The organism is Pseudomonas sp. CHM02, assembly GCF_000612585.1.
Classification (GTDB): domain Bacteria; phylum Pseudomonadota; class Gammaproteobacteria; order Pseudomonadales; family Pseudomonadaceae; genus Aquipseudomonas.
The window spans coordinates 1-16,299 of the sequence record NZ_JFCA01000080.1; the positions used below are offsets into that span (position 1 = coordinate 1).

Consider the following 16,299-nt stretch of genomic DNA (forward strand, 5'->3'; position numbering starts at 1 on the left):
AGATGAAACATTCTTCATCGATACACCGCCATCGCCGGCAAGCCGGCTCCTACAGTTTTGATCGCATTGCAATTCAGGCCAAAGATTCGTCAATCACCAACACCAACTTCCCGGAAATCTGGTTACTCGCCAGCTCGGCAAACGCCGCTTCGGCATCCTTGATCGGGAAGGTCTTGGCCAGTTGCGGGCTCAGCCGCCCTTCGACAAACAGCGGCCATACCTGCTGGCTCAAGTCGCTGAACAGGTCGGCCTTGAACTGATCACTACGACTGCGCAAGGTCGAGCCCAGCAGTTGAATACGCTTGCCCAGCACCTGGGCCAGGTCCAGTTGCGCGTCGCGCCCCCCCATCAAACCGATCAATACCCAGCGCCCATCGAGGGCCAGCAGCTTGAGATCGAGCGCTGCATAGTTGCCACCGACCGGGTCGAGGATCACATCGAACGGGCCGAAATCCCGCAGCCCTTCGATCCCGTCGGTGCGCACCACACCGCCCTGGGCGCCCAGTTCCTCGCAGTAGGCCAGGCGTTCCGCCGAGCCGACGCTGACCCAGCACGGGCTGCCAAACGCTTTGCACAGCTGGATCGCCGCAGAGCCCACGCCACTGGCGCCAGCATGCAGCAGCACCTTCTCACCGGGCTTGAGGCCCGCCAGCTGGAACAGATTGAGCCACGCCGTGCTGTACACCTCAGGCAGCGCCGCCGCTTCGATCAGCGACAGGCCTTCCGGTGCTGGCAGTACGTGGCGCGCATCCACCACCACTTCCTCGGCCATGCCGCCACCGGCGAGCAGGGCGCAAACCCGGTCGCCCACGTGCCAGGATGAGCCCGCCCCCACTTCGCTGATCACCCCGGAACACTCCAGGCCCAGCACATGGCTGGCGCCCGGTGGCGGCGGATAGAGCCCCGCGCGCTGTAATAAATCGGCGCGATTGAGGCCCGCTGCCGCCACGCGAATGCGAACTTGCCCTACATCGCAGGTAGGACTGGGTTCTTCCAACCACTCCACATGACCGTCAACGCCTTGCAATGCTTTCACAGTGCCTCCATAGTGAGTCTGGACTGAGCCCGTAGCTGTATCGCCGGGCTTTTTGCATTATGCGACCGGACCATATGGAACCGGCTCCCTCAAAGACGGCCTAATATGCGTTATCAATTGCCCCCGCGTCGAATCAGCATGAAGCATTTGTTCCCCAGCACCGCCCTCGCTCTATTCATTGGTCTCGGCTTCGCATCGACGTCGACCAATACGTTCGCAGCCAACAGCTGGGACAACCTTCAGCCGGATCGCGATGAGGTGATTGCCAGCCTTAACGTCGTCGAGTTGCTCAAGCGTCATCACTACAGCAAGCCGCCGCTGGACGACGCTCGCTCGGTGATCATCTACGACAGCTACCTCAAGCTGCTGGATCCGTCGCGCAGCTACTTCCTGGCCAGTGATATCGCCGAGTTCGACAAGTGGAAGACGCAGTTCGACGACTTCCTCAAGAGCGGCGACCTGCAGCCCGCCTTCACCATTTACAAGCGTTACCTGGACCGCGTCAAAGCGCGCCTGGACTTCGCCTTGGGCGAGTTGGACAAAGGTGTCGACAAGCTCGACTTCACCCAGAAGGAAACCCTTCTGGTGGACCGCAAGGACGCCCCTTGGCTGACCAGCACCGCTGCGCTTGACGACCTGTGGCGCAAACGCGTCAAGGACGAAGTGCTGCGCCTGAAGATCGCCGGCAAAGAGCCGAAGGCCATCCAGGAACTGTTGACCAAGCGCTACAAGAATCAACTGGCGCGCCTGGACCAGACCCGTGCCGAAGATATCTTCCAGGCCTACATCAACACCTTCGCGATGTCCTACGATCCGCACACCAATTATCTGTCGCCAGATAACGCGGAAAATTTCGATATCAACATGAGTCTGTCGCTGGAAGGCATCGGTGCCGTCCTGCAAAGCGACAACGACCAGGTCAAGATCGTGCGCCTGGTGCCGGCAGGTCCGGCGGACAAGACCAAGCAGGTCGCCCCGGCCGACAAGATCATCGGTGTTGCCCAGGGTGACAAAGAGATGGTCGACGTGGTCGGCTGGCGCCTGGACGAAGTGGTCAAGCTGATCCGCGGGCCGAAAGGCAGCGTGGTGCGCCTGGAAGTGATTCCGCACACCAATGCGCCGAACGACCAGACCAGCAAGATCGTGTCCATCACCCGTGAAGCGGTGAAGCTCGAAGACCAGGCCGTGCAGAAGAAAGTCCTCAACCTCAAGCAGGATGGCAAGGACTACAAGCTGGGCGTGATTGAAATCCCGGCCTTCTACCTGGACTTCAAGGCCTTCCGTGCCGGCGATCCGGACTACAAGTCCACCACCCGCGACGTGAAGAAAATCCTGACTGAACTGCAGAAGGAAAAAGTCGACGGCGTGGTCATCGACCTGCGCAACAACGGCGGCGGCTCCCTGCAGGAAGCCACCGAGCTGACCAGCCTGTTCATCGACAAGGGCCCGACCGTGTTGGTACGCAACGCTGACGGCCGTGTCGACGTGCTCGAAGACGAGAACCCGGGTGCCTTCTACAAAGGGCCTATGGCGTTGCTGGTCAACCGCCTCTCGGCCTCGGCCTCGGAGATTTTCGCCGGCGCCATGCAGGACTATCACCGCGCCTTGATCATCGGCGGCCAGACCTTCGGCAAAGGCACCGTGCAGACCATCCAGCCGCTGAACCATGGCGAGCTGAAACTGACGCTGGCCAAGTTCTACCGGGTTTCCGGACAGAGCACCCAGCACCAGGGCGTACTGCCGGACATCGATTTCCCGTCGATCATCGACACCAAGGAAATCGGCGAGAGCGCCCTGCCGGAAGCCATGCCATGGGACACCATCCGCCCTGCAATCAAGCCGGCGTCGGACCCGTTCAAGCCGTTCCTGGCGCAGTTGAAGGCTGACCACGACACCCGCTCCGCCAAGGATGCCGAGTTCGTGTTCATCCGTGACAAGCTGGCCCTGGCCAAGAAGCTGATGGAAGAAAAAACTGTCAGCCTCAATGAAGTGGACCGTCGTGCGCAGCACTCCGACATCGAAAACAAGCAACTTGCACTGGAAAACATCCGCCGCAAGGCCAAGGGTGAGGATCCACTCAAGGAACTGAAGAAAGAAGACGAAGACGCGCTGCCGACCGAAGCCGAAAAAACCAAGCCGGAAGACGACGCCTACCTGGCCGAGACTGGCCGGATCCTGCTGGACTACCTGAAGATCACCAAGCAGGTGGCCAAGCAGTAAATGATGGCAATTTAATGTGATCGCTCCTTGGAGTGTCATCATATAGACATCATTCTGTCGTGAAATGAAGGACCGCAGGTTTCAAGCCTGCGGTCCTTTTTTTTCGATCGAGATCGCCATGACCATGACCGAACAGCTGAATGCATTGGGCTCTATCCTGGCTCAAGGCAGTTTGCACAGCCTGTTCCAACCGATCATCTGCCTGTCCGAACGGCGCATCCTCGGCTACGAAGCCCTCAGCCGCGGCCCCTCCAACAGCCCGCTGCACTCCCCCGTCGCCCTGTTCTCGGTGGCCAGCCAAGCCGGGCGCCTGAGTGAACTGGAAATGGCCTGCCGCGAAAGCGCCTGCCGACGTTTCAGCGAACAGAAGCTGCCGGGCAAGCTGTTCCTCAATGTCTCGCCGGAATCCTTGATGGACACGGCGCATCAGCCCGGACGCACACTGCAACTGCTGCGCGACTTCGGCATTCCACCCAGCCAGGTGGTGATCGAGCTCACCGAGCAAACACCTACCGACGACTTCGACCTGCTGCAAACCGCCCTGCACCACTACCGCGACATGGGGTTCGCCATCGCACTCGATGACCTGGGCGCCGGGTATTCCAGCCTGCGGCTATGGTCGGAGTTGCGGCCGGATTACGTGAAGATCGACCGCCACTTCATCGACGGCATCCATCAGGATGCGCTCAAGCGCGAGTTCGTCGGCTCCATCCTGCAAATCGCCAAGGCTTCGCGCGCCCAGGTAATTGCCGAGGGCATCGAGTTGCCCGAGGAGCTGGCGGTGCTGATGGAGATGGGCGTGGACCTGGTCCAGGGCTACCTGCTCTGCCGACCGCAGGAGCAGCCGCCGCAGGAAGCGCGCCTGATGCTGCCCAAGCCTGACAGCGCCAATGTGGCGCTGAACGATGAAGGCAGTGATCTCAGCGCCCTGCTCAACGAACAACCGGCAGTGGACCAGGACACCGCTACCGCCCAAGTGCTCGAAGCGTTCCGGCGCCAGGCCAACCTCAACTCCCTGGCGGTACTGGACGGGCGCGGCCACCCGATCGGTATCGTGCACCGGCATTCGCTGTCGGATGCCCTGCTCAAGCCGTTCGCCACCGACCTGTTTGCACGCAAGCCGATCAGTCGCCTGATGAGCACCGACTTCCTGGCGGTGGAACTGAGCCAGTCCTTGCAACAGGTCAGCCGCTTGCTCACCAGCCGTGCGCGGCAACGCATCGAAGAAGACTTCATCATCACGCTCAATGGCGACTACCTGGGCCTGGGTCGGGTGATCGATGTGCTCAAGCTGATCACCGAGCTGAAGATCCAGCAGGCGCGCTACGCCAACCCACTCACCTTGCTACCGGGCAACGTACCGATCCAGCAGTGCCTCACGCGCTTGCTGCAGCAACAACGGGAGTCGGTGATCTGCTACGTGGATATCGACAGCTTCAAGCCGTTCAACGACATCTACGGTTATGGGCGTGGGGATGAGGTGTTGTTGTGCCTGGCGCAGTGCTTGAACGACCGCGTCGACCCCAGCCGCGACTTTGTCGGGCACATCGGTGGCGATGACTTTCTGTTGGTGTTGGGCCCGCAGGATTGGCGCAAGCGGCTCAACCAGTTGCTGGATGACTTCCACACCCAATGCCGGCGCTTCTACCGTGCCGAACACCTGGATGCCGGTTGTTTCGTGGCGTTGAACCGCCAGGGCGTGCGCCAGGAATTTGCGCTGTTGTCGCTGTCCATCGGCGTGGTGCATTTGTATCCACAGGCCTGTGGACAACTCGATGCCAGCCAACTGGCGGAGCTGGCGTCGCAGGCCAAGCATCATGCCAAGGATGTGGCCGGCTACAGCATCCATGTGATCGACAGCATGGACGCGCTATCCCAGGCGCTTTAGGCTTCGGCGGATTCCGGGTACTCATATTCGAAGACCCGCACCACTTCGGATGCATGCCAGGAGGCAGCGGCCACGCCATCGGATGGCCCGCTGAAACGTCCCAGGCGCTCCACACACTCAAAGAAGCCGGTACGCGGCAAACGGCTGGCGCCCTGGCTGATCACCAGCGAGCTGCGCAACGGCTGCTCGGCCTTGGCGTCCAGCGCCGCCAGGTGCTCCAGTGCCGCCGCCAGGGTTTGCATGGCCGGCGTGGGGAACTGCAGGCGCTCCAGCAGCGCACGGTAGGTCAGCAGATGGCGCTGGCGGCGCGCCTGGTCCAGTTCGTTGAGTAACCCATCCCAGTGTTGACGGCTGATACGTAGGCTCAAGATTCATCCCTCCAACCTGCAACGCCCAATTCCCAGGCCAGGCTGCGGCGGATCGCGGCATCCGGCTGGCGTTCACCACTTTCGATCAATCCAAGATATGAGGGGCTGATACCCACCGTGCGCGCCAGGGTCTCGATAGCCAGGCCCTTGGCCTCGCGCAGCCCGCGCAGGTCTGCGAGCGGGCGCAGGTCCTGTTCGGGGGCGGCCGGGGCAGTCGATGCAGAAGGAGGTAGCGTTGGCTGGTGTTGACCGGCAGCTTTTAGCAGCGCCTGGTACTGATCCCATGGCAACACCGCGTATTCGGGTTCGCCATTCCGTGAAATTATCTGAATATCCATGACTGCCCCGTAGGATAACAACACTTACTAAGTAAGCCCTTTCCTTAGGAGTGTAATCCTAACAGCCACAAAGGTCGCAGGGGGATATCCCGTGTCATCGGTTTTTTTGCGGGTTTTCCTTGGACAGCAGCGCTGGCGTCGCTGGCAGGCGCTCGACCACGGCAAGCTTTTCCGGGCGCTGGGCGTCGCGCCAGGCGCGAAAGGCGCTCAGTTCGCCTTCCAGGGTCTTCATGACCCACGCCAACACAGCGATGTCGTCGAGCATGCCGAACATGGGGATAAAGTCCGGGATCGCATCGATCGGGCTCAGGAAATACATCAGCCCTGCCACTACCGAGATCAGCGCCTTGGGACTGATCGCCCGGTATTCGCCGCGCCAGTAAGCCAGGCACAGGGCCTGGAGCAATTTGAGATCATCCTTGAGCTTACCCAGCCGATTGCCCTGGCTCGAGCCCTTGGCAGCGACCGCAAACAGCAAGGTGGGCAATCGGCCACGCCCGAGCAAACGTGCGGCCATGGGCAGGAAACGGGTGAAATTGAAGGGTGGTTTCATGCGTCACTCCAGTTCCAGGCGACAGAAAAGGTTATCCACACAAATTGTGGATAACCTTGTGAACAGAGCCTATTTTCCGGCCTGAAAGCCACGTAGTACAAGGCCTACAGTCAGATCGGGCGTTTTTTGCGCACATAAAAAAAACCCAAGATTTCATTGACTTGGCATTGATGTGCGGCTACCCGTACTCGAGTCTTATATCAGACTGTTACCTGCCACAGACGTTCGTTTGGATCTGCACTGGCTTCAATGTGGGAGCTGGCTTGCCTGCGATTGCGGCGTGTCAGTCATAGAGGGGCTGGCTGATCCACCGCTATCGCAGGCAAGCCAGCTCCCACATTTAGAAACGTGCACCTCCCAGAAACAACAACGCCCCGTCGAGACGGGGCCTTGGGTGTTCAGGCGCCGATTACTTCTTGGCGGCTGGTGCAGCAGGGGCTTCAGCCTTGGCTGGGTCCTTGATGGCCAGCAGCTCCAGGTCGAATACCAGCACGGAGTTGGCTGGAATCGCCGGGCTCGGGCTCTGCGCGCCGTAGGCCAGGTCGGACGGGATGTACAGCTCGACCTTCTCGCCCACGTGCATCAGTTGCAGGCCTTCGACCCAACCTGGGATCACGCCGCTGACTGGCAGGTCAATCGGGCTACCGCGATCCACGGAGCTGTCAAAGGTAGTGCCGTTGGTGAGCTTGCCGGTGTAGTGCACAGTCACCACGTCAGTCGGCTTAGGCTGAGGGCCATCGGCTTTCTTGGTGATCTTGTACTGCAGACCGGAAGCAGTGGTGACGACGCCGTCTTTCTTGGCGTTGTCTTCGAGGAATTTCTTGCCGGCCGCTGCCGACTCTTCGCTCATCTTGGTCATGCGTTCTTCAGCACGCTTTTGCAGTGCGGCAAACGCTTCAACCAGTTCGTCGTCTTTGAGCTTCTGCTCTTTCTTGCCGACGGCATCTTCGATGCCCTGGGCTACTGCTTTGGAATCCAGGTCATCCATGCCTTCTTGGGCAAGGCTTTTGCCCATGTTCAGGCCGATGCCGTAGGAAGCTTTCTGCGCCGGGGTTTTCAGCTCTACGCTGGTCTGCGAATCACAACCCGCAAGTACCAGGCTAACCAGGGCCACCGCCGCCGCCAACCGATGCTGTTTCATGCTATTTCCTTGTTCATGCGCCAAAAGGGCATTCGAATAAAGTCGCGAGCTTATCAGGCGGCCACGACCAATGGCTACCGGCATGTGAGCAGGAAACTTCTGATAAGTTCACGTGTTTAAACGCATTTTCATTCATGATGGGACCCCGCGAAGGATCGTGGGACCGCCTACTACCAGGCTCATGGCCACTTGCCGCACTTGTGCCGTGGTGGCATAACAGCGCTACAACTCGACAAGGATAGTTATCTTGCGCATTTTTTCCCGTGTTTTACTCCTGATATTGTTAGCCCTCGGCCTGATTCTGGCCGTCGTGCTCTATTACACCGTCAACCCCAGGCTGCCGGACTACGTGCCCGTGGAGCAGGTGCACTACCAGGACCAATGGAGTGCCGCCGACCGCCAGACCTATTACTTCACGCCCCAGGGCACGCAAGTAAAAGGCCTGCACTACGACTGGTTCACCGCCCTGGAACTGCCGTTTTCGGAGCAACGCTTCGCCACGCCGGAGTACCTGGCGCGCTTCGGTTTCCTGGTCGACCCCAAGCAAGTGCCCACCGCGCAAAACCCCGGCAACCTGCCCGTGGGTTTCGCTCGGCACAAGAACGCCGGCAGCAACGTCGAGTACCTGGATATCACCTGCGCCGCCTGCCATACCGGCGAGCTGCATTTCAAAGGCCAGGCCTTGCGCATCGACGGTGGCTCGGCCCAGCACGTACTGCCCTCCAGCGTACCGACCCTGCGCGGCGGCAGTTTCGGCCAGGCCCTGGTCGCCAGCCTCGCCGCCACTTATTACAACCCGTGGAAGTTCGAGCGCTTCGCCCGCCAGGTGTTGGGCGAGCGCTACGACGCCGAGCACAAACAACTGCGCCAGGACTTCAAGCAGTCACTGAACATGTTTCTGAAAGTGGCCTGGAACGACACCCATCGCGGTCTTTACCCCACCGAAGAAGGCCCCGGCCGCACGGACGCGTTTGGCCGTATCGCCAACGCCAGCTTTGGCGATGCCATTTCTCCGGACAATTATCGCGTCGCCAATGCGCCGGTGGACTACCCGCAGCTGTGGGATATCTGGACCTTCGACTGGGTGCAATGGAACGGCTCGGCCCAGCAGCCCATGGCGCGCAATATCGGTGAAGCCCTGGGCGTGGGCGCGACGCTGACCTTTTTCGACGAGGCAGGCCAACCGCTCCAGGGCGATGCGCGCTACCCGTCCAGCGTACGCGTACGCGACCTCAACCTGATCGAAGAAACCCTGCAACGCCTCAAGCCCCCCACCTGGCCCGAGGACCTGTTCGGCGCCATCGACAAACCCCTCGCCGCACAAGGCCGCGCACTGTTTACCGAAAACTGCGCCGGCTGCCACGTGCCCAGCGTCACCCAGGAAAATGGCCGCCCGGTGCAGGCGCTTAAAATGCTGCCCGTGGACTACATCGGCACCGACCCCGGCACCGCCAGCAACATTGCCGACCAACGCTATGACCTCAGCGCGCTGCAGTGGGACCCGGCAGAACTGGCCAAGCTCAACGTCGAACTGCACCCCACGCCGACCGAGCCGTTGGATCTGAAGAAAATGTCGGTGGCCAAGGGCCTCGCCTATGTCACGGCCTTCGTCGAAGAGCACGCTTACCGCGCCGCCGGCGTGACCCCGGCCGAACGCCCGCGCCTGGATGGTTACGGCTTGCCCATCGGCGTGCGCGAGCTGCGTGCCTACAAGGCGCGGCCGCTGGCCGGCGTGTGGGCGACTCCGCCCTTCCTGCACAACGGCTCGGTGCCGACGATCTACCAGTTGCTCTCGCCCCAGGACGAGCGCAGCACCACCTTCTATAAAGGCACCTTCAATTACGACCCGCGCCATCTCGGCTTCGAGACCGCGGCGTTCAAGAATGCCTTCCTGTTCGATACCAAAATCACCGGCAACCACAACAGCGGCCACGAATTCCGTGCAGGCCAACGTGGCAATGGCGTCATCGGCCGTGGCCTGCTGCCGCAGGAACGCTGGGCGCTGCTGGAATACCTCAAAGTGCTGGGCGGCCCGCTGGAGCAACAACTGCCATGATGATTCGATCCCCATACGACCGCCCTTCCCTGCTCGCCCGCCTCTGGCTGCGCATCGGCGCGTTTCTAGGCAAGACCTTGCTGTGGCTGGCAGGCCTCGGCCTGCTCGGTTGGCTGGCCGCCACTGCCTGGTACGCCTGGCAGCACAGCGGCCCGGTGTCGCCGAATGAGCAGATCCCGCCAGGCGAAGCGGCAATGACCCAAGGCATTATCCAGACGGCAGTGCGCATCGTTGACCAGCACCGCGAAGGCACACGCTACCTGCGTGATGCCCACGCCAAGGCCCATGGGTGCGTGAAGGCCGAAGTCAGCGTGCTGGCCGATCTCGACCCGGCGCTGCGCCAGGGCGTGTTCGCCGAGCCGGGCAAGACCTGGCAGGCGCTGATGCGGCTGTCCAACGGCAACGCCTATCCGCAGTTCGACAGCATTCGTGACGCACGGGGCATGGCCCTCAAGCTGCTGGGCGTACCGGGTAAACAACTGCTGGCCGATCAACAGACGCGCACGGAACAGGACTTCGTGATGTTCAGCCACCCGAACTTCTTTGTCAGCGATGTGGCGGAATATGCGCAGAACATCGGCGCACAAGCGGATGGCAAGAAGGTGCTGGCGTTCTTTCCCAAGGTCGACCCACGCACCTGGCAGGTACGCCACTTGTTTATCGCCCTGGCCACCTTGGCGCCGGCGCCGGCCAGCCCGACGCAGACCACCTACTTTTCGGTTTCGCCCTACAAGTTCGGTGCCGCCAACGCCAAGTTCCGCGTCGCGCCCGACCCGCAAAGCTGCCCGGAGTATCAACTGCCCAGACAGAACCAGGACCTGCCGAATTTCCTGCGCAGCGCCTTGAGCCAGCAGTTGTCCACCGACCGTGTACCGGCGTGTTTCGTGCTGCAGATCCAGCGGCAGAACCCGCAGAAATTCATGCCGATCGAAGACACCAGCATCGAATGGAAGGAAAGCGACGCGCCCTACGAGAGCGTGGCCAAGGTGCGCATTCCGGCACAGGACTTCGATACGCCCGAGCAGAACCTGGCGTGCGACAATCAGTCGTTCAACCCCTGGTTCGGCGTCGCGGAACACCGCCCTATCGGCGGCATCAACCGCTTGCGCAAGGCGGTGTACGAAGCGGTCAGCGATTACCGCCACAGCCGCAACGCCCCGTAAAGAATGCATAACAATGGGCCCGACGGCGTAAGGATTGCGTCGGGTCTATTGAGCCGCTTTCACCCCGCCTCTACCGTGAGCACCTACTCCATCACCCGTAGGAAGTCACCGTGGAAAGCTCAACCCTCGGCATGCTCGTACTCACCCTGATTGCGGTGTTCGGCACCGCCTCTTTTTGCTTCGAGCACCTGGCGACACGCCAGGCCAAGAAGAAAAAAACCGGGCCGCGCTGACCCTCAGCCAGCGCGCCCGGCTTCAGCGGTCCGGGCCAGCAGCCATTGGCGGAAACTGCGCGCGGCCGAGGGCGGGTTGCGGTGATGGGGTTGCATCAAATGCAGGCGACCGCGACTGTGCATGGTATGGGGCAAGGCCATTTGCAGGCGTCCGGAGGCAAGGTCGCTCTCCAGCAAACGCTTCCAGCCCAATGCGACGCCGTGCCCCATCACCGCCGACTGCATCAGCAGTTGATAGCTGTTGGTGCGCAACGCATGACGCGGGGTGTAATAGTCGGCGCCGACGTCGGCAAACCAGTCGGTCCAGGTCAGCCAGTCGTGGTAGTGGTCCTCCACGATCAGCAAGGTGTGGGCATGCAGCAAATGTTGCACGTCCCGAATCGGGCCATGACGCTCGATATAGGTGGGACTGCACACGGTAATGACCTGCTCGCTGTCGAACACCGGCGACAACTCCAGGCCGTGGGGCGCCGGCAGTTCATCCAGGTGATAGAACAGGCCCAGGTCGTATTCGCTGACGTCCAGATGATTGGGGCTTTCGCTGCACAGGATGCGGATATCCAGGTCCGGGTGTTCGTGCTGGAAGTCCGGCAATAGACCCGCAAGCCAGATCGTGCTGATGGTAGGCGTGCTGGCCAGGGTCAACTGCCGATCGGCGCCGCGACGGCGCAACTCGGCAGACTCGCGGTCAAGCTCGCGTAGCAGGCGTTGGATGGTGCGGAAGTAACGCACGCCGGCCGGCGTCAGGCTCAGGCCCTGGGCCAGCCGATAAAACAGCGGGCGGGCCAGGTCTTCCTCAAGGCGCTTGATCTGGCGACTGACAGCGCTCTGGGTCAGGTTCAGTTCATGGGCGGCCTGGGTAAAGCTCAGATGGCGGGCAGCCGCTTCGAAGGTCTGCAGACAGTTGAGTGGGGGAAGATCGACGTTTCGGCGCGACATGAGCAATTCCACTGGCAGATGCGGGCCCGGTGTTACCCGAGCCCGCAGAGATCACGTTGGCAGATATCCTGCCAGTTGCCCACTCACAGCGCGACCCGGGCCACGCGTTTGCTCCATTGCCGACGATGTTCCAGTTGGCCATTTTCCCAGGCCGTCTGCTCGGCCTCGATGTAGAACCACTCGGCATCGGCGTGCACGCTCAAGTGGCTTTCCACTTCCACGGCCCACGAGTCACGACCGACACGGTAGTACCATTCAATATCAGCGCGCGTCGACAGCGGGTCCCAGGGCAAGGTGCGGTATTGCTCGGTGCAACGCTGATCCACCGACAAGCCGTGGTCAGTGAAACGCACCGCGCCCAGGTCATCTTCGATCTTCACGCAGACTTCGCCGCTGCCGACATCTTCGATCAACGTGCGTTTCGGTGCGGCGGCGCGCAGTACTTCCAGGTTGGCCGGAGGCGCCGATTGCGGCGCTTCGAACGGGCACGTCACCGCTTCGCCAGTGAACACGGGCAACTGCAGGCTGTGCAGGGCAGGCAGCAAGGTCAGTGTCGTCAGCTCGCGACTCGGCCACAGCAGCGGGAAACTCGCGGTACTCAGGGCCAGGCGCAAACGGTAGCCGGCGGGCAGGCGCATGCCGATGTGGTCGAGGTTTAACTGCACGTCCATCGGTTCATCCGGGACTACAGGTGTTACGTAGGAAACATCCTCGCGAAGCGTGAGATTGAGCACGCCGTAACTGATCTGCGTGACGTGTCCGTCCGGGGCCACTGCGTTCAACCGGGCGACCAATTGACCACAAGATGTGTCACTTGCCACACGCAGCGTGAGGCGTGCATCCCCCAGCAGCGCCAAAGGTTCGGTCAACGGTTGGGAGTCGAAGCACAGCGAGTGGGCATCATCACGGCGCTGGTCCGTCGGACCATCAGGGCCAAACCAGATGGCGCAGTATTCGCCCTGATGCACGCCGGTGGTCAGCGGCGAGCAAATGCTGCGCGGTGCGGTCAAGGGTTGTGTGCCAGCATTCAAGCCGTGTTCGCCAAGGCTGAAATCGGTCCACTGCACCTGCGGATCCGGCCAGCCCGCCGTCTGCACCCAGATACCCGGCCGTTCGGCGTAACTGCCCTTCGGCGGCAGAACATCCTGTAGGTAAAAAGTGCAGGCTGCGTCATCCATCACCCCGTTATCGACGCCCTTGAGCCAGTGATCCCACCAGCGTTTGGCTTCTTGCAGAAAGCCGATGGCCGGGTTGGGTACGGCGAAATGCGGGTACTTGTGAATCCACGGGCCGATCATGGCCTTCTTCGGCCCCGGCAGGTTTTCCATCAGGCGCGACACGGTATTGCGGTAGGCATCGCCCCACCCCCCCATGGCGTAGACCGCTGCCTTGATCCGCGTGTAGTCCTCGCACACCGAGCCATGGCGCCAGTAGTCATCGCGGGTCTGGTGTTGCAGCCAGGTTTCGGCGAGCAGCGGCATAGCCTCCAGGCGTTGGTGCCAGAGGTTTTTCCAGTCGTCGCCGACCAGCAGGGGATCGGGCACCGCCGCGCTGAAGTTGAGCATGGTTGCGGCCCAGCCGAAGTTCTCCATCAACAGGTTGCCGCCCTTGTAGTGGATGTCGTCGGCAAAGCGGTCATCGGTCGAGCACAGGGTAATGATCGCCTTCAGCGCCTCGGGCTGACGCGCCGCGACTTGCAGGCCGTTGAAGCCGCCCCAGGAGATGCCCATCATGCCAACGTTGCCGTCGCACCAAGGCTGCCGGCACAGCCAATCGATCACTTCGAGGGCGTCGTCCTGTTCCTGCAACAGATATTCATCGGCCATCAGCCCCTGGGACTCACCATTGCCGCGCATATCCACGCGTACACACACATAGCCCTGCCCTGCCATCCACGGATGGGTCAGCGCATCGCGCACGGCGGTGCCATCGCGTTTGCGGTACGGCAGGTATTCCAGGATCGCCGGGAAGGTCTGCAGGCCGGCGACTTCCGGCAGCCAGATGCGTGCGGCCAATTGGGTGCCGTCTTTCAAGGGAATCAGGCAGTGCTCGATTTCGCGGACCTTGTAGGCAAACTCGGTAACGATTTCCATCGGTAACTCCAAACGCGTTCAGTGCAAACAAACGGCTCCCCCACGCCCTGAGGGGAGCGCGCGGGGAGAATCACAGGTTGTCGGGTCTAGCGGGCGAATTCAGCGACAGGGCTGGCGCCACGCAGCTCGGGCTCGGGGGCCGGCTCACGGTTTTTCACATCGAGCAGCGCGGGGTTCTTGAGCCAGAAGATCAATGAGGTACTGGCCAGCAACACCAGGATCATTCCCGGCAGGCCGCCCAGGTTGGAGAGCATCTTCACCCCGTCGACACCGACAAACGCGACCATCACCCACGACACCGTGCCGATGATCAGGCCCCAGACAATCTTCAATAGCGGGTTGCCATCGAGATCGGAATCGGCGGTCACGCCTTTGCTGCACAGGTTGGCGATCACGTCGGTGCTGGAGTCGGCCGCTGTGACAAAGGAGACGAACGCCACGAACAGCAGGAACGCGATCATCAGGCCGCTGGCGGGCAATTGCTGGAACATCTGGTACAGCACGTGTTCCACGCCCTGATCGTTGAGTACACGGTTGAGGCTGCCGCCGCCCAGCGCATCGAAGTACAGGCTGGCGCCGGAAAAGATGCAGATCCACACCGCCGTGAACAACGCCGGATAGAGCATGTTGATATGGATGAATTCGCGCACGGTATAGCCACGGCCGATCTTGCCGAGGAACAACGCACTCACCGGTGCCCAGGCGAACCACACCGACCAGTAGAACACCGTCCAACTGTACGGCCAGGTATCGCCACTGGCGGCGCCGGTGAACAGGCTGCGGCTGAAGAAGGTGTCGAGGTACACGCCAAGGGACTCGACGCCGAGGCTGAACATGTACAAGGTCGGCCCGCACAGCAGCACGAACAACCCCAGGGCCAGCATGATCCAGGTATTGAACGAGGACAGCATCACGATACCCTTCTGCAGACCGCTGGCGGCCGAAGCGACAAAGGTGATGACGATGATCGCAATGATGATGGCCAGGCGGAACGGCGTGGTTTCACCGCCGATGTACTGGGCCAGGCCACCGGCCAGGGTCAGCGCACCGGTGCCCAGGGACGAGGCCATGCCAGCTACCAGGGCGAACATCGCCAGGGTGTCGATCAGCCCGGCGTAGCGCTTGACCCGCGCCGCGCCCAGCAGCGGCTCGAGCATGGCGCCGATGGAGAAGTTGCTGCGACGGTTATAGAACACCAGCGCAAACACCAGCGAGGGCACCAGGTAGATGGCGTAGGGCGTGATAGTCCAGTGCAGGAACATCGTCGACATGGCAAAGCTCTTGGCCGCCGAGCTGCCCGCTTCGATTGGCTGGCTGGTGGGTGGTCCGTACAGATGATAGAGCGGTTCGGCGGTGGTCCAGAACAGCACGCCCACCGCCAACGTGGTGCACAGCGCCACCATGAACCAGCGCCATTTGCTCAGCAGGGGCCGGGCGTCTTCACCGCCGATGCGCACCTTGCCCAGCGCGGAGAAGTAGACGATGGCGGTCAGCACTACCATGGCAAACGAGCCGGCACTGAACAGCCATGAGAAATTTTTCAGGATCACATTGTTGAGCTGTTTGCTGACTGCAAGGAATGCATTCAGGTCGACATAGCTGGCGATCACCGCCGCCAGCAGGATCAGGAAAGTTGGCCAGAACACCAACGGACGCAGTGGATATTTCATCTAGAGCCATTCCCCTTGCAGACTATTTTTATGTGAATGAGCGGGTACGGCAGCATCCTGCTGCCCGTCACTCGCCTGGAAGTCTTCGCGTGGCTATTAATAAACGTTGAAGCGGCCGGGGGCGCAATCAACCAATGTGCATGGGGGCATTCCCCCACGTCATGGCGCACCCGCACAGTTCAGGGCGAACATGCAGTGCACAACGGCAAGGCGCAGGAAGGATAAATTGCGGACGAAAAAAAGCCCGCTCAATGAGCGGGCTTCTTGTGGTGACCTGGCGTTCAGCGTTCCAGGTGACCGAATATGGCGCAGCGGACGGGACTCGAACCCGCGACCCCCGGCGTGACAGGCCGGTATTCTAACCGACTGAACTACCGCTGCGCGTAACACATGAAGCGAATGGTGGGTGATGACGGGATCGAACCGCCGACCCTCTGCTTGTAAGGCAGATGCTCTCCCAGCTGAGCTAATCACCCTTCGTTTCGGTGTGGGCGCATCATACACCAAAAAATCGTAATGTCTTGATTTAAATGCAATTTATTTAAAAAAAGTTCAGCGTACGATTTTTTGCCATATTCCAGACAAAGAAAAGCCCGCTATT

General features: G+C 61.1%; 13 protein-coding genes and 2 tRNA genes. 5 read left to right on the top strand and 10 right to left on the bottom strand.

Annotated elements, in window-relative coordinates:
- Window positions 1-73: 73 nt before the first annotated feature.
- A complete protein-coding gene (locus BM70_RS0129905) occupies window positions 74-1,036 on the bottom strand; it encodes a zinc-binding dehydrogenase (protein ID WP_025859428.1) in 963 nt (320 codons plus the stop codon).
- Between the two features lie 138 nt (window positions 1,037-1,174).
- Here BM70_RS0129905 and BM70_RS0129910 point away from each other — a divergent pair, with 138 nt between their 5' ends.
- Together BM70_RS0129910 and BM70_RS0129915 are read left to right on the top strand one after the other, a co-directional pair.
- Complete coding sequence (locus BM70_RS0129910) at window positions 1,175-3,256, top strand: carboxy terminal-processing peptidase (RefSeq protein WP_177326607.1); 2,082 nt, start codon at window positions 1,175-1,177, stop codon at window positions 3,254-3,256.
- A 118-nt stretch (window positions 3,257-3,374) separates the two neighbouring features.
- Window positions 3,375-5,144 carry a bifunctional diguanylate cyclase/phosphodiesterase gene (locus tag BM70_RS0129915; protein WP_025859430.1) on the top strand — a complete coding sequence of 590 codons (1,770 nt, stop codon included), beginning with the start codon at window positions 3,375-3,377 and terminating at the stop codon, window positions 5,142-5,144.
- On the opposite strand, the gene BM70_RS0129920 is transcribed toward BM70_RS0129915, so the two are convergent.
- From BM70_RS0129920 to BM70_RS0129935, 4 genes are all read right to left on the bottom strand, one after another.
- Window positions 5,141-5,512, bottom strand: a complete 372-nt coding sequence (locus BM70_RS0129920) for a hypothetical protein (protein WP_005786715.1) — start codon at window positions 5,510-5,512, stop codon at window positions 5,141-5,143. The genes BM70_RS0129915 and BM70_RS0129920 overlap by 4 nt on opposite strands.
- Window positions 5,509-5,850, bottom strand: a complete 342-nt coding sequence (locus tag BM70_RS0129925; protein ID WP_025859431.1) for a helix-turn-helix transcriptional regulator — start codon at window positions 5,848-5,850, stop codon at window positions 5,509-5,511. The genes BM70_RS0129920 and BM70_RS0129925 overlap by 4 nt, the downstream gene beginning before the upstream one ends.
- A 94-nt stretch (window positions 5,851-5,944) precedes the next feature.
- Entirely contained in the window at window positions 5,945-6,403 is a 459-nt protein-coding gene (locus BM70_RS0129930; protein ID WP_025859432.1) for a YkvA family protein, read from the bottom strand.
- A gap of 409 nt (window positions 6,404-6,812) precedes the next feature.
- Window positions 6,813-7,544: an FKBP-type peptidyl-prolyl cis-trans isomerase gene (locus BM70_RS0129935; protein ID WP_012723274.1), complete on the bottom strand. Its 732-nt coding sequence runs from the start codon at window positions 7,542-7,544 to the stop codon at window positions 6,813-6,815.
- A 247-nt stretch (window positions 7,545-7,791) separates the two neighbouring features.
- On the opposite strand from BM70_RS0129935, the gene BM70_RS0129940 reads away from it, so the two are divergent.
- The 3 genes from BM70_RS0129940 (at window position 7,792) to BM70_RS33775 (ending at window position 10,996) form a co-directional block, all read left to right on the top strand.
- Window positions 7,792-9,600 carry a di-heme-cytochrome C peroxidase gene (locus BM70_RS0129940; RefSeq protein WP_025859433.1) on the top strand — a complete coding sequence of 603 codons (1,809 nt, stop codon included), beginning with the start codon at window positions 7,792-7,794 and terminating at the stop codon, window positions 9,598-9,600.
- A complete protein-coding gene (locus BM70_RS0129945) occupies window positions 9,597-10,763 on the top strand; it encodes a catalase family protein (protein WP_025859434.1) in 1,167 nt (388 codons plus the stop codon). The genes BM70_RS0129940 and BM70_RS0129945 overlap by 4 nt, the downstream gene beginning before the upstream one ends.
- Before the next feature lie 110 nt (window positions 10,764-10,873).
- A complete protein-coding gene (locus BM70_RS33775; protein ID WP_256220963.1) occupies window positions 10,874-10,996 on the top strand; it encodes a hypothetical protein in 123 nt (40 codons plus the stop codon).
- A 3-nt stretch (window positions 10,997-10,999) separates the two neighbouring features.
- Here the strand turns inward: BM70_RS33775 and BM70_RS0129955 are convergent, their stop codons facing one another.
- From BM70_RS0129955 to BM70_RS0129975, 5 genes are all read right to left on the bottom strand, one after another.
- Entirely contained in the window at window positions 11,000-11,935 is a 936-nt protein-coding gene (locus BM70_RS0129955) for a LysR substrate-binding domain-containing protein (protein WP_025859435.1), read from the bottom strand.
- A gap of 83 nt (window positions 11,936-12,018) precedes the next feature.
- Window positions 12,019-14,028: a CocE/NonD family hydrolase gene (locus tag BM70_RS0129960; RefSeq protein ID WP_025859436.1), complete on the bottom strand. Its 2,010-nt coding sequence runs from the start codon at window positions 14,026-14,028 to the stop codon at window positions 12,019-12,021.
- Between the two features lie 86 nt (window positions 14,029-14,114).
- Window positions 14,115-15,698, bottom strand: a complete 1,584-nt coding sequence (locus BM70_RS0129965; protein ID WP_025859437.1) for a BCCT family transporter — start codon at window positions 15,696-15,698, stop codon at window positions 14,115-14,117.
- 304 nt (window positions 15,699-16,002) lie between these two features.
- A tRNA-Asp gene (locus BM70_RS0129970) sits at window positions 16,003-16,079 on the bottom strand.
- Window positions 16,080-16,098: 19 nt separating this feature from the next.
- A tRNA-Val gene (locus tag BM70_RS0129975) sits at window positions 16,099-16,174 on the bottom strand.
- Window positions 16,175-16,299 lie beyond the last annotated feature (125 nt).